The 16,157-nt window shown below is 72.8% G+C and carries 12 protein-coding genes and 1 riboswitch; of the genes, 4 read left to right on the forward strand and 8 right to left on the reverse strand.

The features are described 5' to 3' along the window. Positions 1-139 precede the first annotated feature (139 nt). Entirely contained in the window at positions 140-1,426 is a 1,287-nt protein-coding gene (gene thrC, locus O7612_RS27610) for a threonine synthase (RefSeq protein WP_282268707.1), read from the reverse strand. Between the two features lie 9 nt (positions 1,427-1,435). Continuing rightward, positions 1,436-1,571, reverse strand: a riboswitch (SAM riboswitch). Between the two features lie 299 nt (positions 1,572-1,870). Here thrC and O7612_RS27615 point away from each other — a divergent pair. Then, the gene (locus O7612_RS27615; RefSeq protein WP_282268710.1) at positions 1,871-2,587 is read left to right on the forward strand and encodes a hypothetical protein; all 717 of its coding nucleotides are present in this window, start codon (positions 1,871-1,873) and stop codon (positions 2,585-2,587) included. Positions 2,588-2,704: 117 nt separating this feature from the next. Here O7612_RS27615 and O7612_RS27620 read toward each other — a convergent pair whose 3' ends face one another. Then, the gene (locus O7612_RS27620) at positions 2,705-3,160 is read right to left on the reverse strand and encodes a DoxX family protein (RefSeq protein ID WP_282268712.1); all 456 of its coding nucleotides are present in this window, start codon (positions 3,158-3,160) and stop codon (positions 2,705-2,707) included. 1,230 nt (positions 3,161-4,390) lie between these two features. Here O7612_RS27620 and O7612_RS27625 point away from each other — a divergent pair. Then, entirely contained in the window at positions 4,391-6,151 is a 1,761-nt protein-coding gene (locus O7612_RS27625) for a hypothetical protein (protein ID WP_282268713.1), read from the forward strand. 173 nt (positions 6,152-6,324) lie between these two features. On the opposite strand, the gene O7612_RS27630 is transcribed toward O7612_RS27625, so the two are convergent. From O7612_RS27630 to O7612_RS27645, 4 genes are all read right to left on the reverse strand, one after another. Further along, positions 6,325-7,500: an ABC transporter permease gene (locus O7612_RS27630; protein ID WP_282274076.1), complete on the reverse strand. Its 1,176-nt coding sequence runs from the start codon at positions 7,498-7,500 to the stop codon at positions 6,325-6,327. A 74-nt stretch (positions 7,501-7,574) separates the two neighbouring features. Next, on the reverse strand, positions 7,575-8,261 hold the full coding sequence (locus O7612_RS27635) for an ABC transporter ATP-binding protein (RefSeq protein WP_282274077.1): 687 nt from the start codon (positions 8,259-8,261) through the stop codon (positions 7,575-7,577). A 28-nt stretch (positions 8,262-8,289) separates the two neighbouring features. Next, positions 8,290-9,423: a peptidoglycan-binding domain-containing protein gene (locus O7612_RS27640; protein WP_282268715.1), complete on the reverse strand. Its 1,134-nt coding sequence runs from the start codon at positions 9,421-9,423 to the stop codon at positions 8,290-8,292. Continuing rightward, positions 9,420-9,962, reverse strand: coding sequence for a hypothetical protein (locus O7612_RS27645; protein ID WP_282268717.1), 543 nt, complete (start codon positions 9,960-9,962; stop codon positions 9,420-9,422). Before O7612_RS27645 ends, O7612_RS27640 begins: the two co-directional genes overlap by 4 nt. 124 nt (positions 9,963-10,086) lie before the next feature. On the opposite strand from O7612_RS27645, the gene O7612_RS27650 reads away from it, so the two are divergent. Both O7612_RS27650 and O7612_RS27655 read left to right on the forward strand, forming a co-directional pair. Then, entirely contained in the window at positions 10,087-10,743 is a 657-nt protein-coding gene (locus O7612_RS27650; protein ID WP_282268718.1) for a response regulator transcription factor, read from the forward strand. Then, positions 10,740-11,912, forward strand: a complete 1,173-nt coding sequence (locus O7612_RS27655; protein WP_282268720.1) for a HAMP domain-containing sensor histidine kinase — start codon at positions 10,740-10,742, stop codon at positions 11,910-11,912. The genes O7612_RS27650 and O7612_RS27655 overlap by 4 nt, the downstream gene beginning before the upstream one ends. A gap of 136 nt (positions 11,913-12,048) precedes the next feature. On the opposite strand, the gene O7612_RS27660 is transcribed toward O7612_RS27655, so the two are convergent. Next, positions 12,049-13,020, reverse strand: coding sequence for an ABC transporter permease subunit (locus O7612_RS27660; RefSeq protein ID WP_282268722.1), 972 nt, complete (start codon positions 13,018-13,020; stop codon positions 12,049-12,051). Further along, positions 13,020-15,890 (reverse strand): alpha/beta fold hydrolase, encoded by a 2,871-nt coding sequence (locus tag O7612_RS27665; RefSeq protein ID WP_282268724.1) that lies wholly within the window; start codon positions 15,888-15,890, stop codon positions 13,020-13,022. Before O7612_RS27665 ends, O7612_RS27660 begins: the two co-directional genes overlap by 1 nt. Positions 15,891-16,157 lie beyond the last annotated feature (267 nt).

Raw genomic sequence — 16,157 nt, forward strand, 5'->3', positions numbered from 1 at the left:
CAAGGCTTGAAAAGTCTCCGGCGAAAGCCCTCCCGCACGGAGCATCTTGCGCCGTCCGGTTCCTGCCGTCAAGTCCTTCCCGGCGGGTTTTCGCCACGCACCGCGAAAACCCGGTCACTCAAAGATCAACTCCATGGGGTCAGGAGAGCAGACCGGCGTCGCGGGCGGCCCGCAGGGAAGGCTTGATCCGGTGGGTGGGGCCGACCTGACCGGCGACCGCGTCGATGGTCTTCAGGCCCTCGCCGGTGTTGAAGACGACCGTCTCGGCGGTCGGGTCGAGCCGGCCGGACTCGACGAGCTTGCGCAGCACCGCCACGGTCACCCCGCCGGCCGTCTCGGCGAAGACACCGGTGGTCCGGGCCAGCAGCCGGATGCCCGCGCGGATCTCGTCGTCGTCGACGTACTCCATCCAGCCGCCGGTCCGCCGGACCGCCTCCAGGGCGTACAGGCCGGCGGCCGGGTCACCGATGTTGAGCGACTTGGCGATGCCGGTCGGCCGGACCGGGGTGATGACGTCGGTGTCGGCGTGCAGGGCGGTGGCGATCGGGTTGCAGCCGGCCGACTGGGCGCCGAACACCTTCCAGCCCCCGGCCGGCGCTTCGACCAGGCCGATCTCGACCAGCTCGGTGAACGCCTTGTCGATCTTGGTGAGCAGCTCGCCGGAGGCCATCGGGATGACCACCTGGGCCGGGATCCGCCAGCCGAGCTGTTCGGCCACCTCGTACCCGAGGGTCTTGGAACCCTCCGCGTAGTACGGCCGGACGTTGACGTTGACGAAGGCGGTGTCCTCGAACTCGTCGGTCTCCACCAGCTCGCCGCAGAGCCGGTTCACGTCGTCGTACGAGCCGTCGATGGCGACCAGGTCGCCGCCGTAGACGGCCGTGGTGATCACCTTGCCCTGCTCCAGGTCACCGGGGATGAAGACCACCGAGGGCGCTCCGGCGCGGGCGGCGTGGGCGGCCACCGAGTTGGCCAGGTTGCCGGTCGAGGCACAGGCGAACCGGCGGAAGCCGAGCGCCTGCGCGGCGGTCAACGCCACCGAGACCACCCGGTCCTTGAACGAGTGGGTCGGGTTGGCGCTGTCGTCCTTGACCCAGAGCGGGGCGCTGATGCCCAGCTCGGCGGCGAGGTGCGGGGCCGCGACCAGTGGGGTGAGCCCGGGGTCGAGGGTGACCCGGGTGGCCGGGTCCTGGCCGGCGGGCAGGAGGGCGGCGTACCGCCAGATGTTCTGCGGACCGGCCTCGATCTGCTCCCGGGTGACGGTGGCCAGCGCGGCGGTGTCGTAGTCGACCTCCAGCGGGCCGAAACACTCGTAACAGGCGTGCTGCGCGGCGAGCGGGTAGCGGGCGGAACAGGCGCGGCAGACCAGGGCGCGGGCGGGGCTGGCGGTGGTGTCGATACCGGGGGCGGCGAGCGTCGACGTCATGTCGGGTTCCTCTCATCTTTCCCCACATCGCACCCTGCGGCGGGGACGGAATTGGCACCTGCCCCACGGGACGCTCAGCGATGAGCGCGCGGGGTGGTTGCCGGGGCGTCGTCGGGCCGTATCCCTCAGCCCCTCTGGATGAGGTATGCAGTTGTGAGGTCGAGTCTAGGCAGCTTCGCCGCCGTCGCCCAGTCCGCTCCCACGGTGTGAGCCAACCCTCGGCCCACCCGGCCCCGGCCGCGGCGACCACGGCCGATGTTTCGGGCAGGTTTCCAGCTCAGCACGGTGGTGCCCGCCGGCCCCGGACCCCCGTGCACCGGCTCGCCGGTCGGCCCCTGACACCGCCCCGACAGGCCGGTCCGGCCCGACCGTCGAGCCGATGACCGGTATTGCCATCGATCAGTACGGTGCGGGCATCTGACGTCGAGAGAGGACCCCCCGACCATGCGACGGATTCCGTCCGGCCTCACGGCCCTCACCGTGCTCTGTCTGCTCACCGCCTGCGGGGGTGGACAGGCAGGGCAGAGCGGGACGGCTCCCACGGTCGGCCCGTCCACCGAGCCCTCCACCGCCTCGGTGCTGAACGCGCCCACGCCCGGGGCGAGTCCCACCAGCGCGACGCCGACACCCCAGCCGAAGAGCGCCGCCACCACCGCACCGGCGGTCAGCGCCACCACCGCCGCCCCGGTCAAGGCCCCACTGACCTGTGCCCACCTCGCGGAGGCCCGGCTGGGCAGCAGCAAGGTGCCCTACAACGGCTACCCGGACTACCTGCCGCTGGCCGACGGACAGTGGTCGGGCGAGGACGGCGCCACCGTGACGCTGCAGAAGCCGTGCGGCATCGGTGACCTCGACGGGGACGGCGCGGAGGACGCGGTGGGTGCGGTGGCGATCAAGTCCGGGGGGACCGGCACCTTCTACACGCTGGCCGCGTGGCGCAACAGCGGCGGCGTGCCGGTGTTCCGGGCGTTGGCCGACCTCGGCGACCGGACCCCGGTCGTGTCGATCACCGTGGCCGACGGCCGGGCCACCGTGGTCTGGTTGACCCGTGGCCCCGGCCGGGGGATGGCCGAGTTGAACATCAAGCGGACGTCGGTCTACCAGCTCTCCGGCTCCAAGCTCACCGAGGCGGGCCACACCGACGCCCCCTACAACCCCTGACGGGAGTAGCGCCCGACCGCGCCGACGGAACGGACGCCACCCTCGTGGTCCACCACCCCTGACCGGGTGCGCCGCCGGGGCCGCCTCGTCGAGGCTCCGGCGGCGCGGACCGGTCGGTCAGGCCGGCACGGAGTTGCGCTCGTGCGCGGCCACCGGGGCCGGCGGGGCGTCGGCACGCCGCCGGGTGAGCAGCGTGTCGAGCGCCCAGGAACCCGGGCCGAGCACCGCGATCAGCAGGAACGACCAGCAGAAGAGCGCCGACAGCTCGCCACCGTTGCGCAGCGGCAGCAGGCCGTCCGGCTGGTGCACCACGAAGTAGGCGTACGCCATCGAGCCGGACGCGAGCAGCGCGGCCGGTCGGGTGAACAGGCCGGCCAGCACCAGCGCGCCACAGACCAGTTGGATCAGCGCCGCCCACCAGCCCGGCCAGGTGCCGAACGGGATGGCCTTGCCGGTCATCGGGTTGCCGCCGAACAGCCCGAAGACAGAGGACAGGCCGTGCAGCATGAACAGCAGGCCGATGACGATGCGGTACAGCGACAGTGTCGGCCCGCCGAGCCGAGACACGTTCATGGGGAAACCTCCATTGACGGGGATCTATCTCCCCATCATGAGGCATCAACCCATAGAAGTAGATGAAAATCTTGTAACTGGGAACATCCCTCTTGAAAACTTTACCTCACGCCGGCCCCGGCAGACCGCCCCGCCCACCCTTCGACACCGGGGCGGGGGGCGTCCGCGACGGGCGCACCCTGCCGCCCCACCGCACCGGCTGAGGCTTCGAGCCGTCGCGGACCACCGGGCACCACCCCGGTGACGCACCGACGCCGGGCGGTTCGCCGGCAGTGGCCCGCGCCGCCCTCCGCCCGATACGGACGGCACCGACCGGCCCCACCCGGACCACCCACCCGAACCACCCCGGCGGCGGGGGTCAGGGCCGTCGCGCGCGACGACCAACCAGCGTCACGCACCGGGCGCACCGACGCACGACGGCACCGGAAGGGCCGCACGGCACAGCGGTTCAGCCTAATTGTGAACTTCGCTTTAACTGTCATCAAGTTCATAGCCCATGTTTATGGAAAATAAACATGCACACAATTCGCTGGGATGATCGGGTAACCCGTCGGGATGGTCGGGTCGAGCCACCGGGTGGACCGGTGCGGGTGGCCTGTCGACGTCGATGTCGGCCGCCCGGCCCCGCATTCCGCGTCACCCCCCGGCACGCCACCACCACGACACCTGAACGCGACCCGAATTCCCGCTGCTCGCAGGGATGATGGCCGGTCGCCGGCAGGTACCGGCCCGGGGCCGCCGGCAGCCGGTCGGGAGCGGCTCCCGCCCACCCGTGTCACGGCGAATTCCGGCGACAGTGACCAGTTGGCACGATATGCCCTGGACACCCTCAAGCGCCCCACGCATCATCAATTCCCATTATGCCCGCCGGGAGTCGCCCGACGCGCATTCCAGGGCGCGGCGACCCCGGCCGGGTAGCGATCTTGGCGGTTCATTAATCCTTAACAAGTATAAGCGCAATGAGTGGCATCGAAATGCGTTAACCTCGTCGTCAGGTCACCCCGGACTGCGGCGCCATTCTCCGGATTCCTGCCTCGCACACCACACCACACCACCGCGCCGGCCCGCCCCCGTGCCGGCAATTCCCATTCCGGTCAGCCGACGCGTGTCATCGGCCTGACCTGCTTTTCCGTGCCCGACGTCGATCGTCCACCCGCTGTTCGGGAGCGGTCCGGCCCCGCTCGTCCCGGCCGCCGCCACACCGACCGGCCATTCCCGGAAAGGACCACCGTGCTGCGTCGAAACCCGCTGCCCCGACGACTACTACCCGCATTGGCCGCCCTGATTCTGTTGCCCGCCTTCCCCGCACCGGCCAATGCCGACGTCCCACCGGAGACGGTGCGCCTGCTGGCCAAGGCCGCCGCCGACGAGTGCTTCGCCGGGGTCGGCGTCGACTACCCGCCCGGCCCGCCCTGCGCCGTGGGGCAGCCCAAGGTCAACCAGTCCTACGTCTGGGGTCTCGCCCAGGCCGGCCGCCGGCTCTGGTTCGGTACCGGGGCCAACGTGCTCTGCCTGAAGCCCAAGGGATACCAGGTCCGGGAACCGACCCTCAACGACGACTACGTCTGCGAGTTCAACCAGAGCCAGCCGGCCCGGAACAATCCGGCCTGGCCGGCCACCCTCGGCGACCACCGCGCCCCCGAGGTCTACACCTACGACCTCGCCACCGAACGGCTCACCGAGCGCACCGCCGACATCACGTCGGCCTCCCCGGCGGACGCCAACCTGTTGAACACGACGGCCGGGCTGCGCAGCGCCGCCTCCCACCAGGGGGTCGTGCTGCTCGCCGGCCCGAGCGTGATCGGCGGGGTGAACGTGTTCGCCTTCGACGGCATCACCGGCCGGTACCTCGGCTCGACCAACCTCTCCGCGTACGAGAACATCCGGCACTGGGTGGTGGCCGGCGGCGTGCTCTACGCCGGGGTCGGCGTGGGCATCAACGGCGGCGAGGCGGGCAAGGTGCTGCGCTGGACCGGTGACCGCACCACCCCGTTCACCTTCACCGAGGTCGCCGACCTGCCCACCCAGGTCGCCGACCTGACCGAACACCAGGGCCGGCTCTACGTCTCCACCTGGCCGAAGGCGATCGTCGAGGGCTCGGTCGCCCAGTCCCCGGTCAGCACGGTGGCCCCGGCCCCCGGCGGCAGCGGCAGCCCACTGGCACCGCCACCGGCCGACGACCCCAGGGACCTGGCCAGCATCTGGATGAGCCCGCTGCTCGCCGTCGGCGCACCCGGTCTCAACCCGGAGGACACCGGGAACTGGAAGCAGGTCTGGTCGGCCGCCGAGTACGAGCCGGACCCGGTGGTCCGCCGGGCGTACGCCCTCGGCGGTCTCGCCTCCTTCGGCGGCCGGCTCTACTGGGGCACCATGCACGTGCCGCTGCAGGCGACCGCGCTGCACGTCTCGGTGTACCCGCCGCGTAGCCAGGCCCAGCTCCAGGCCACCGTGCAGAACACCCAGCGGGCGTTCGCCGTCTTCCAGGGCCAGCACCTCGGCGGGTCGCACGAACGGATCGAGACGCTCTACGGCGAGTCGACCCTGCCGGCCTTCGACCCGACCGCGAACAACGGCGTCGGCGCCTGGGCGCCGGCACCCACCGGCGTGACCCCGCTCCACGGCGGTTCCGGCTTCGGCGACCCGTTCAACCTGTACGCCTGGAAGATGGCGGTGGCCGGCGGCCGGCTCTACATCGGCACCATGGACTTCGCCTACATCTCGCTGGAGGGCCAGATGCCGACGCCGCCGGCCGGTGCCACCACGCCGCCCACCTTCGGCTCCGACCTCTGGGCGTTCGACGCACCGGGCCGACCCGCCCGCGCGGTCGACACCGGAGGCTTCGGAAACCCCCTCAACCAGGGGGTACGCACGATGATCGTGGACGGTTCCACGCTCTACGTCGGGATGGCGAACCCCATGAACCTGCGCACCGACCCGACGCCCGGCGTCCCCAAGGGGGGTTGGGAGCTGATCCGGGTCAGCCGCCGCTGACCCCGGCCGGCTGACCGTGGCCCGGCGGCCGAGGTGGTCCCCACCGGCCGCCGGGCCACACCGGCCCGCACGTGACCCCCGTCGCCGGAGGTCACGTGCGGGCCGGGGCACGTCGCCGGCCCGGCACGACCGGGCCGGGGGCACGGCCGACCGGGTCGAGCCGGACCGGGCGGTCACGGGGCGGCCAGCGCCTCGGTGGGCGAGAGCCGACTGGCCCGGATCGCCGGGTAGAGCCCGGCCAGCGCGCCGATCGCGATGGTCGCCCCGATGCCGCCGGCCACCACCCACAGCGGCACCACCGTCGGCCACCCCTGCGAGCTGGCGTAACCGGCGGTGACCAACCCGCCGAGCAGCACCCCGCCGACGCCGCCCAGGGCGGACAGCAGCAGCGACTCGGCGAGGAACTGGGTCCGGATCTGCCCCCGGGTGGCGCCCAGCGACCGCCGTAGCCCGATCTCGGCCCGCCGCTCGATCACCGAGATGACCATGGTGTTGGCCACCCCCACCCCACCGACCAGCAACGCCACCGCGCCCAGCCCGAGCAGCAGGCCGGTGAACGCCTCGTCGGTGGCCTGCTGGGCGGCGAGCGCGTCCGACGGCCGGGAGACCTGGATCTCGTTGGACTGCTCCGGGTTGGCCGTCGCCGCCAGCACCGCCCGGACCGCCTCGACGTGCTGCTCGGCCGAGCGGGTGTAGATCCTGGTCGGATGCCCGTCCAGGCCGAGGTAGGTGGTCGCGGCCGACCAGCCGACCAGCGCCGACGAGTCGAGTTCCGGGGCGAGCGGGACCGGCCGCAGGATGCCGATCACGGTGAACCACCGCCCGTCGACGTACACCTGGATGTCCGGCCCGGCCGCGCCGAGGCCGAGCCGCTCGGCGGCGACCGACCCGAGCACCGTGGCCGGATACTTCGCGGTCGCCTCGTTGAGCCAGGTCCCGCTGGCCAGCGAGCCGCCGACGGTGTCGAGGAGGTCCAGTTCCACCGCCTGGGTGCCCAGGCCACCGGTCTCCGCCACCGGAATCCGGTCCGACCGGTAGACCGGGGTGTCCGCCAGTTGCGCGGTGGCCGACACCTGGCGTACCGGGCCGATCCGGCTGATCATGCCGACCGCCTCGACCGGCAACTGGGCGTCCGCCCCGAAGAGGGTGCTGCCCGGCGCGACGGTGAGCAGGTTGGTGCCGAGGGCGGCCAGCGTCCGGTCCAGGTCGGCCCGGGACGACGACGAGATGCCGACCACACTGATCATCGCCGCGATGCCGATGGCGATGCCCAGGGCGGACAGGAACGCTCGCAGCGGCCGGGTGCGCAGCCCCACGCCGCCGACCCGCAGCACGTCCCGTGGGCTCATCCGGGCCGGTCGCAGCCGCTCGGGCCGCCCGGCACCGACCCGGCGGGGGCCGGTCGACCGCACCGGTGTCGTGGTCATCGGAGCACCCCTCCGGTCGGCGCGGCGGAGTCCGCCACGATCAGCCCGTCGCGCATCTGCACCTGCCGGGGCAGGCTCGCCGCGATCTCCCGGTCGTGGGTGATGACCACGACGGTGGTACCGGCCGCGTGCAGTTCGTGCAGCAGCTCCATCACCCCCGCGCCGGAGCTGGAGTCGAGGTTGCCGGTCGGCTCGTCGGCCAGCAGCAACGGCGGTTCACCGACCACCGCCCGCGCGATCGCCGCCCGCTGCCGCTCCCCACCGGAGAGCTGGTGCGGCCGGTGGTCCAGCCGGTGTCCCAGGCCGACCCGCCGCAGCGCCGTCTCGGCCCGCCGCCGCCGCTCCCCCCTGGGCACGCCGGCATAGAGCAGGCCGTCCGCCACGTTCTCCACCAGGGGTACGCCGGCAGCCAGGTGGAACTGCTGGAACACGAAGCCGATCCGGCTGGCCCGCAGCGCGGACAGTTCCCGGTCGGACAACCGCGCCGCGTCGTACCCGTCGATGTGGACCGCGCCCGAGCTGGGCCGGTCCAGGGTGCCGATCACGTTGAGCATGGTGGACTTCCCCGACCCGGACGGGCCGACGATGGCCACCAGGGCACCCCGGTCGACGGTCATCGACACCCCGCCGAGGGCGGCGACCGTGTCGCCGTACCGTTTCGTGACGTCGCGCAGCTCGACCACGTGGTCGGGGCCGGCGACCCGGACCGGCTCAGTCACCGGGCATCCCCACGGTCAGCCCCGCGGTGACCCCCTCGCCGGAGACCTCCACCCGACCGGCCGCGAAGAGGCCGGTACGCACCGCGACGATCCGGGTGCCGGTCTCCTCCACGACCTGGAGCCCGTAACCGCCCTCGGCGAGGGTGAGCAGCGCCGCGACCGGTACGGAGAGCACGTCGGGGCGTTCCGAGGCGATCAGCCCGAGATCCACCGCCGCCTTGTCGTAGCCGGCCAGCACCTTGGGGTCGTCCCCGGTGACGGTGACCTCGATCTTGGTTTCGGTCTCCGGGTCCTTACCGGACGCCGCCGACGTCTGCACCACGGTCTCGACCGTGTCGACCCGGCCCGTGCTGCGGGTGCCGTCCGGCAGGGTGATGGTCACCTCCGCGCCCTTGCGGGCCAGCCGCTGGTCCTCGACGTCCAGGGTGCAGGTGACCAGCCGGGCCGTCCCGGTGGTGGACAGCACCACCTTGCCCGCGCCGACCGTGTCGCCCACCTCCACGCCGTGGCTCTCCACCCGGACCTCGCCGGGGGCGTAGACGATCCGGGCCGGCTCGACCTGGCCGGTCTCCGGCAGGCCCAGGTCCTCCTGCCAGTCGCGGACCGCATCGGCGGTCGCCGAGGTGAAGTCTTCGTCGACGTCGAAGCCGGTGTGCCCGAGCGCGGCGAGGTTCTGCTCGAACTGCTTGACGTCGGTGCCGCTGACCCCGGAGCGGAGCATCCGGTACGCCGGCAGGCCGCCGTAGAGCAGCACCACCGGCTCGTCGTCGATCCGGTAGAGCGCCTTGCCCCGCTTGACCGTCGCGCCACCCGGGGCGAGCCAGGTGACCGTCCCGGCCAGCCGGCTCTCCCGGGCGCGCGGGGTGCCGTACCCCAGCTCGCCGTTCTTGGTCTCCCGGTCGACCAGGGTCTGCCGGGTCACGGTGGCGGTCGACGGCGGCCGGTCGACGGCGGCGGACCGGTCGGCCCGGCCGTCGGAGGCGGAGGTGACCGCGACGACCGCCACCGCCACGACGGGCAACGCCACCGCGCCGAGGAGGACCCCGACCCGTGGGCGTCGCCGCCGGGCCGGTGGTCCGTCGGGTGCGGCGGCGGTCGACTCGGCGGGGCGGGCCGTGGTGCTCATGACGTCCTCCGGCGTTCACCGAGGTTGGGCATGATCTCCCGGCACTTGTCGAAGGCGGCCCGCACCTTCGGGTCCTTCAGGTCGATGTTGGCCCGGCCGGGCTGGATGCGCCCGTCGGCGGCCGGGTCCGGGAAGTCCGGCACGCCGTTCTCCCGCATGCAGCCGGCCAGCTTGCGGACCTGCTCGGTCTGGTCGGCGTCGAGCTGCCGGGGCTGCCCGCCGTTGGGGGCGTACTCGCGGCACTGCTGCAGCGCCGCCTGCACCTTGCCCAGGTCGATGTCCGAGCCCGTGTCGAACCGGGGCCCCTTCTGCCCCGGCTGCGGATCCGGCACGTCGAGGCCCTGTTCCCGCAGGCACGCGGTGAACTTGAGCTGGCGTTGCTCGTCGGTCAGCCCGGCGGCGGAGAGCGAGGGCTCCGCGCCACCGCCACCGGCGGTGGCCACCCCGGGGTCGTCGTCGCCGTCGGCCTGACAGCCGCTCAGGGCCAGGGCCGCCACCACGGGCAGGGCCAGCAGCAGGCTCAGCGGATTTCGTCGCATCGTCGGTCTCCCTTCGGCCGGCAGAGAGCCGGCATTAGGGATAACTCAACTCCTGAGGCGGTATCCAGGGCATAAGCGGTGGCGTTAACGCGGTGGTTATCCCGGCGTGGGCGAGGATGTAACGGTGCGCGTACTGGTGTGCGAGGACGAGAAACTGCTCGCGGACGCGATCGCCGAGTGGCTCCGGCGGGAGTCGTTCGCGGTCGACGTCGCGTACGACGGCGACGCGGCCCTGGAACGGATCGGCGTCAACGGCTACGACGTGGTCGTGCTCGACCGGGACCTGCCGGTGGTGCACGGCGACGACGTGTGCCGGGCGCTGGTCCGGGCCGAGCGGGACACCCGGATCCTGATGCTGACCGCCGCCGCCGCCGTCCGGGAACGGGTCGCCGGCCTGGCCATCGGCGCCGACGACTACCTCACCAAGCCGTTCGCGTTCGTCGAGCTGAGCGCCCGGGTGCACGCGCTGACCCGGCGCACCCGGCCGGCGGCCCCGCCGCAGCTCACCCGGGCCGGGATCGTCCTGGACCCGTCCCGGTTGCAGGTCACCCGGGACGGCACCTTCGTGCCGCTGTCCCGCAAGGAGTTCGGCGTGCTGGCCGAGCTGCTGCGCGCCGACGGCGCGGTGGTCTCCGCCGAGGACCTGCTCGAACGGGCCTGGGACGAGCACATCGACCCGATGACCAACGTGCTGCGGGTCACCGTGATGAAGCTGCGGCGCAAGCTCGGCGACCCGCCGGTCATCGAGACGGTGCCCGGAGTGGGGTACCAGATCCGATGAGGAAACCGACCATCCGGGCCAGGCTGACCCTCATCTACGGCGGGCTGTTCCTGCTCGCCGGCACGGTGCTGCTCGCCGTGACGTACGTGCTGGTCGACCAGCGGCTCGCCCACGGCCTCGGGTTCAACCTGCGCGGCAGCGGTGGCAAGGAGTCGATCTCACTGCCGCAGGGCACCCAGATCAGCACCAGCCAGGCCGAACACCTGCGCACCATCGTCCGGCAGGTGCAGGACGACGCCCGCCGGGACGCCCTGGACTCGCTGCTCACCCAGGGTGGGGTGGCGCTGGCCGTGGTGACCATCGCCGCGGTCGCCTTCGGCTGGCTGGTCGCCGGCCGGGCGTTGCAGCCGTTGCAGCAGATCACCGGCACCGCCCGCCGGATCGCCGGGGCCGACGGTGCCGGCCGGGGGCTGCACGAGCGGATCGCCCTGGTGGGGCCGACCGACGAGGTGAAGGAGCTGGCCGACACGTTCGACCTGATGCTCGAACGGCTCGACCGGTCCTTCGACGGGCAACGGCGCTTCGTCGCCAACGCCTCGCACGAACTGCGTACCCCGCTGGCGATCAACCGGTCCCTGGTCGAGCTGGCGATCACCCGGCCGGACGCCCCGCCCGAGCTGCGGCAGCTCGGCGAGACCCTGCTGGCGGTCAACGAACGTCACGAGCGGCTGATCGACGGGCTGCTCACCCTCGCCGACTCGGAGAACGAACTCGCCGAACGCACCGACGTGGACCTCGCCGAGGTCGCCGGGCACGTCGCGGAGCAGACCGCCCGGTCCACCACGCTGCGCGTCACCCGCGAGCTGGCCACGGCCCCCACCGTCGGTGATCCGGTCCTGCTGGAACGGCTCACCCAGAACCTGGTGGAGAACGCCGTCCGGCACAACGTCGACGAGGGCGGCTGGCTCGCCGTCGCCACCGCCGTGGTCGACGGTCGGGCCACCCTGACGGTCCGCAACAGCGGGCCGGTGGTGCCCGGCTACGAGATCGAGACGATGTTCCTGCCGTTCCGCCGGCTCAACCGGGAGCGGGTCGCCGGTCAACGGGGCTTCGGCCTGGGGTTGTCCATCGTCCGGGCGGTGGCCCGCGCGCACGGCGGGACGGTGCGGGCGACCCCCCGCCCCGACGGCGGCCTGGTGGTCACCGTCTCCCTCCCCACCACCGGCTGACCGGCAACCCACGCCCAGCGCAGACATGGCGGGAGACGATGGGGAACGCGACGAACGCCCATGATCGTCTACGTTCCACGGACGGCCGACACGGCGTGTCGTGTCGCTCAGGCGCAGACGATCATGGAAACCCGGGTCAGCTGGTGATGTCCTTGCGGGTGAAGCGCCAGAAGGCCAGACCCCAGAACAGGGTGGCGTAGCAGATCGCCGAGATCGCGCCCCGGACCACGTCGTCGGTCTGCATCGGGGTGGAGAGCAGGCCCAGCCAGGCACTGCTGTAGTGGGTCGGCAGGAAGTCGCGCAGCACCCCGAGCGCGGTGATCTGGTCCAGGATGCTGGACAGGATCCACAGCAGCACCGCGCCCCCGACCGCGCCCAGCGCGGCATCCGTGGTCACCGAGAGCAGGAACGCCAGCCCGGCCACCACCAGCAGCACCACCGCCAGGTAACCGAGCACCGCCAGCAGCCGGACCAGCCCCTCGGTCGGGGTCAGCTCGGCGGCGACCTGGCTGGTCAGCGGCGACCAGCCGTAGCGCAGGGTACCGGCGAGCAGGGCCGTGCCGGCGAGCAGCAGCAGGGCCAGCCCCGAGTACGCCAGCGCCACCAGCAGCTTCACCGTCAGCAGCCGGGCCCGCGGCACCGGCACCGCCAGCAGGTACCGCAGGCTGCCCCAGCTCGCTTCGCTGGCCACCGTGTCACCGCAGAACAGCGCCACCACCACGACCAGCAGGAACGACGCCGACACCAGGATCGAGAAGAGGGTGAAGTTGAGCCCGCCCGAGGTGGCCAGGTCGGCGAGACTGGCGAACTCGCCGCGTCCACCGCCGTCGTCGTCCCCGGAATCGAACTGGAACGCCACCAGGATGATCAACGGCAGCAGCACCATGAACCCGAGCGCCAACTGGGTACGCCGCCGCGACGCCTGCCGGCGGAACTCCGCACCGAACGGCAGGGTTCCCGCCGGCCGGTACCCGGCCGCCGCCCCACCCGGCCCGGACGCCCTGGTCGCACTCCCGTCCGGGGCCGCGCCGCCCGACGCCGCACCGGACGGAACCGCACCGCCGTTCGGGCCAGCGCCCGACGCCGAAGCCGCCGCAGAACCCGTCATCACCGGTCACCGCTTCCCCGAGAGTTCTCGCCCACCAGGGCGAGGAACGCGTCCTCCAGGCGACGCCGTGGCACCACCCGGTCCACCCCGATCCCGGCCCGGACCAGCTCGGCCACCACCTCGCTGCGGGCCGTCCCGTTGGTGTCCACCACCAACCCGCCACTGTCGTCGGCGGCCACCACCCGCACCGTGTCGAGCCGGTCCAGCACCGCCCGCGCGGCGGCCCGGTCGGTCACCTCGAACAGGGTGCTCGGCGACTCGCCGACGATCTCCTCGACCGGCCCCGAGGCGACGATCCGGCCCTTGTTCACCACCACCGCGTGCGTGCAGGTCTGCTCCACCTCGGCCAGCAGGTGACTGGAGACCAGCACCGCCCGGCCGTCGGTGGCGTACCGCTGGAGCACCCGGCGCATCTCGGCGATCTGCGGCGGGTCCAGCCCGTCCGTCGGCTCGTCGAGCACCAGCAGTTCCGGCAGACCCAGCATGGCCTGCGCGATGGCCAGCCGCTGCCGCATGCCGTGGCTGTACTTCCTGGTCCGCCGGTGCACCGAGTCACCCAGGCCGGCGATCTCCAACGCCTCCTCGAAGTGCGCGTCCGCCCACGGCCGCCCGGTGGCCCGCCAGTACGCCTTGAGGTTGTCCAGGCCGGACAGGTGCGGCAGGAAACCGGGCCCCTCCACCAGCGCGCCGATCCGCGACAGCACCGGTGAGCCGGGCACCAGGCGGTGCCCGAAGACGTAGATCTCCCCGGCCGTCGGCTGGGTCAGCCCCATCAGCACCCGCAGGGTGGTGGTCTTGCCGGCGCCGTTCGGGCCGAGCAGCCCCATCACCTGACCGGGGTGCACCTCGAAGTCCACCCGGGACACCGCGACGAAGCCGTCCGCGTACTCCTTGCGCAGGTCGCGGACGGCCAGCGGGATGCCCGCGTACTCGGGATGGACGGAGTCGTCCTGGCGACGGTGCCGGCGGCGGACCACGGCGACGACCACGACGAGCCCGACCACGATCGCGGCCAGCAGGCCGACCAGCACCCAACGCCACACGGTGGCGGTGGTCGGGATCGGCGTGGCGGTCACCGTCGGCAGGCTCACCGCGCCGTCGACCGCCACGGTGTGGACGGCCGGCGCGGCCGGGGTGGTGTACGCCTGGTCGGCGGTGGCCAGCACCACCCGCAGCCGGTGCCCGGCCTCGACCCGCCGGACGATCGCCGGCAGGGTGACCTGTACCGGCTGCGCCGCGTCGATCGTGGCCGGCAGCCCGGTCAACCGGATCGGGGCGACGAGCCCGTCCGGCAGCGTCGCCGCGCCGGCCGGGTCGACGTCGTAGAGCTTGGCGAACAGCACCGCCTCGCCGGTCGCGGACGCGGCCCGCACGGTGACGGTGGGCGCACCCACCACGTCCACCGCCTCGGCCAGCGGCGCGGACTCGAACCGGGCGTGCTGGCCGGGCACGTCGCCGGCCACCCCGTCGAGCAGGGAGCCGAGCGACCCGGCGAACGGGATCGCCGAGATCGCCGCCGGGTTGCCGTTGGGCGGGTTGGCCACCGGCTGCGCCGGCCCGTCGACCGGCACCTCCCGCCGGGCGTCCCCGGTCACCCCGGGATAGTCGCCGGTGCGGTAACCGGTGGCGACCAGGCCCCGGTCGAGGGCGTCGAAGCCGGCGATCCGGGAGAACGTGAAGTCGTCGCCGGGGGCCGCGCCGGTGCCCTTGACATAGTGGTCCAGCCACTGCACGGTCAGGTACTTCACCCGGTCGGAGTCGCTGGTCGGCCCGGAGCCGCCGTCGTGGCCGCCGGTGAACCAGGCCACCCGGACCGGGGTGCCGGCGGCGGCGATGCCGCGCGCGTTGGCGTCCGCCTCGGTGAGCGGGAAGAGGGTGTCCGCCTCGCCCTGCACCAGCAGGGTGGGGGCCTTGATCCGGCCCAGCACGTCGGCCGGGGAGGAGCGCCGCAGCAGGTCCACCGCCGCCTGGTCGGCCCGACCGGTGGTGGCGATCCGCAGGTACGCGGCACAGACGTCGGCGGCGAACCGGCCGCAGGACGGGTCGGCGGCGGCCCCCGGGACACGCGGCGACCGGCTGCCCGGCCCGTCGCCCGGCTGCGGGCTGGGCGCACCGGCCGACGCGGGAGCGCCCTCCGGCTGGACGGCGGCGGTGTTGCCGGAGAGCCCGGCCGGTCCGGAACCGGCGCTGCCGCCGCCCCCGAAGAAGATGCCGGCCCAGCCCTTCTTGAACACGCCCTCGGTGGCCGGCTTGCCGGTGCTCTCCGGCAGGAAGGCCCGGGACAGGTCGTTCCAGGTGATCATGGGGACGATCGCGTCGACCCGGGGGTCCTGCGCGGCCAGCAGCAGGGCCAGGCCACCGCCGTACGAGCCACCGACCACTCCGACCCGGGGATCACCGGCGGCGTCGGTACGCACCTCGGGGCGGGCGGCCAGCCAGTCCAACAGCCGTTGGGCGTCGCGCACCTCGTGGTCGGGGCTGTCCAGGTGGATCTGGCCACCGCTGCGGCCGAAGCCCCGGGCCGTCCAGGTCAGCACCGCGTAGCCCTGGCCCACCAGGTCCTCGGCGTCGGCGCGGACCGAGTCCTTGGTGCCACCGAAGCCGTGGGCCAGCAGCACGGCCGGGACCTTCCGGCCGGTCGAGGCGTCCCTCGGCAGGTAGAGGGTGGTGTCCAGGTCGACGGGCTCGTCGCCGGTCGGCCCGGAGCGCACGGTCAGCATCGTGGACTCGGTGCGGAAGCCCGGCCGGTCCGGCCAGACCGCCCAGCCGACGAGCGCCGCCACCAGGACGACGACCACCGACGCGGCGACCGCCCGGCGGCCGGTGGGCAGGGCACGACGGATCCGCGCGGCCGACAACGACGATGTCATTCGGATCACGGTACGGCCCGGAAGCTGAGCGTTGGCTGAGATCCGCCGTACGTCCGTCCCGGTCAGCCGATCGTCGGCCCGACAGGGCAAACCGCACAGGGTCACCCGGCGTTCACCCAGGCCGAATTCGGAATTCGTGAATTCACACTAAAGGCGCGATACCGCTATGGAAACGAGCATGTCACCGCGACAACAGTACGCAGCGTGGCGAGCGGGTCGATGTCGCGTCACATCACTCGAAGTGACGCAAAACTGACGGGCGCAGAG

The sequence above is a fragment of the Micromonospora sp. WMMD987 genome, from assembly GCF_029581435.1.
Classification (GTDB): Bacteria; Actinomycetota; Actinomycetes; order Mycobacteriales; family Micromonosporaceae; genus Micromonospora; species Micromonospora rifamycinica.

What these genes read in the sequence shown, in the direction of transcription:
- thrC (WP_282268707.1), bottom strand. Translation starts at nt 1,426, where the DNA reads ATGACGTCGACGCTCGCCGCCCCCGGTATCGACACCACCGCCAGCCCC.
- O7612_RS27615 (WP_282268710.1), top strand. Translation starts at nt 1,871, where the DNA reads ATGCGACGGATTCCGTCCGGCCTCACGGCCCTCACCGTGCTCTGTCTG.
- O7612_RS27620 (WP_282268712.1), bottom strand. Translation starts at nt 3,160, where the DNA reads ATGAACGTGTCTCGGCTCGGCGGGCCGACACTGTCGCTGTACCGCATC.
- O7612_RS27630 (WP_282274076.1), bottom strand. Translation starts at nt 7,500, where the DNA reads ATGAGCCCACGGGACGTGCTGCGGGTCGGCGGCGTGGGGCTGCGCACC.
- O7612_RS27640 (WP_282268715.1), bottom strand. Translation starts at nt 9,423, where the DNA reads ATGAGCACCACGGCCCGCCCCGCCGAGTCGACCGCCGCCGCACCCGAC.
- O7612_RS27645 (WP_282268717.1), bottom strand. Translation starts at nt 9,962, where the DNA reads ATGCGACGAAATCCGCTGAGCCTGCTGCTGGCCCTGCCCGTGGTGGCG.
- O7612_RS27655 (WP_282268720.1), top strand. Translation starts at nt 10,740, where the DNA reads ATGAGGAAACCGACCATCCGGGCCAGGCTGACCCTCATCTACGGCGGG.
- O7612_RS27660 (WP_282268722.1), bottom strand. Translation starts at nt 13,020, where the DNA reads ATGACGGGTTCTGCGGCGGCTTCGGCGTCGGGCGCTGGCCCGAACGGC.
- O7612_RS27665 (WP_282268724.1), bottom strand. Translation starts at nt 15,890, where the DNA reads ATGACATCGTCGTTGTCGGCCGCGCGGATCCGTCGTGCCCTGCCCACC.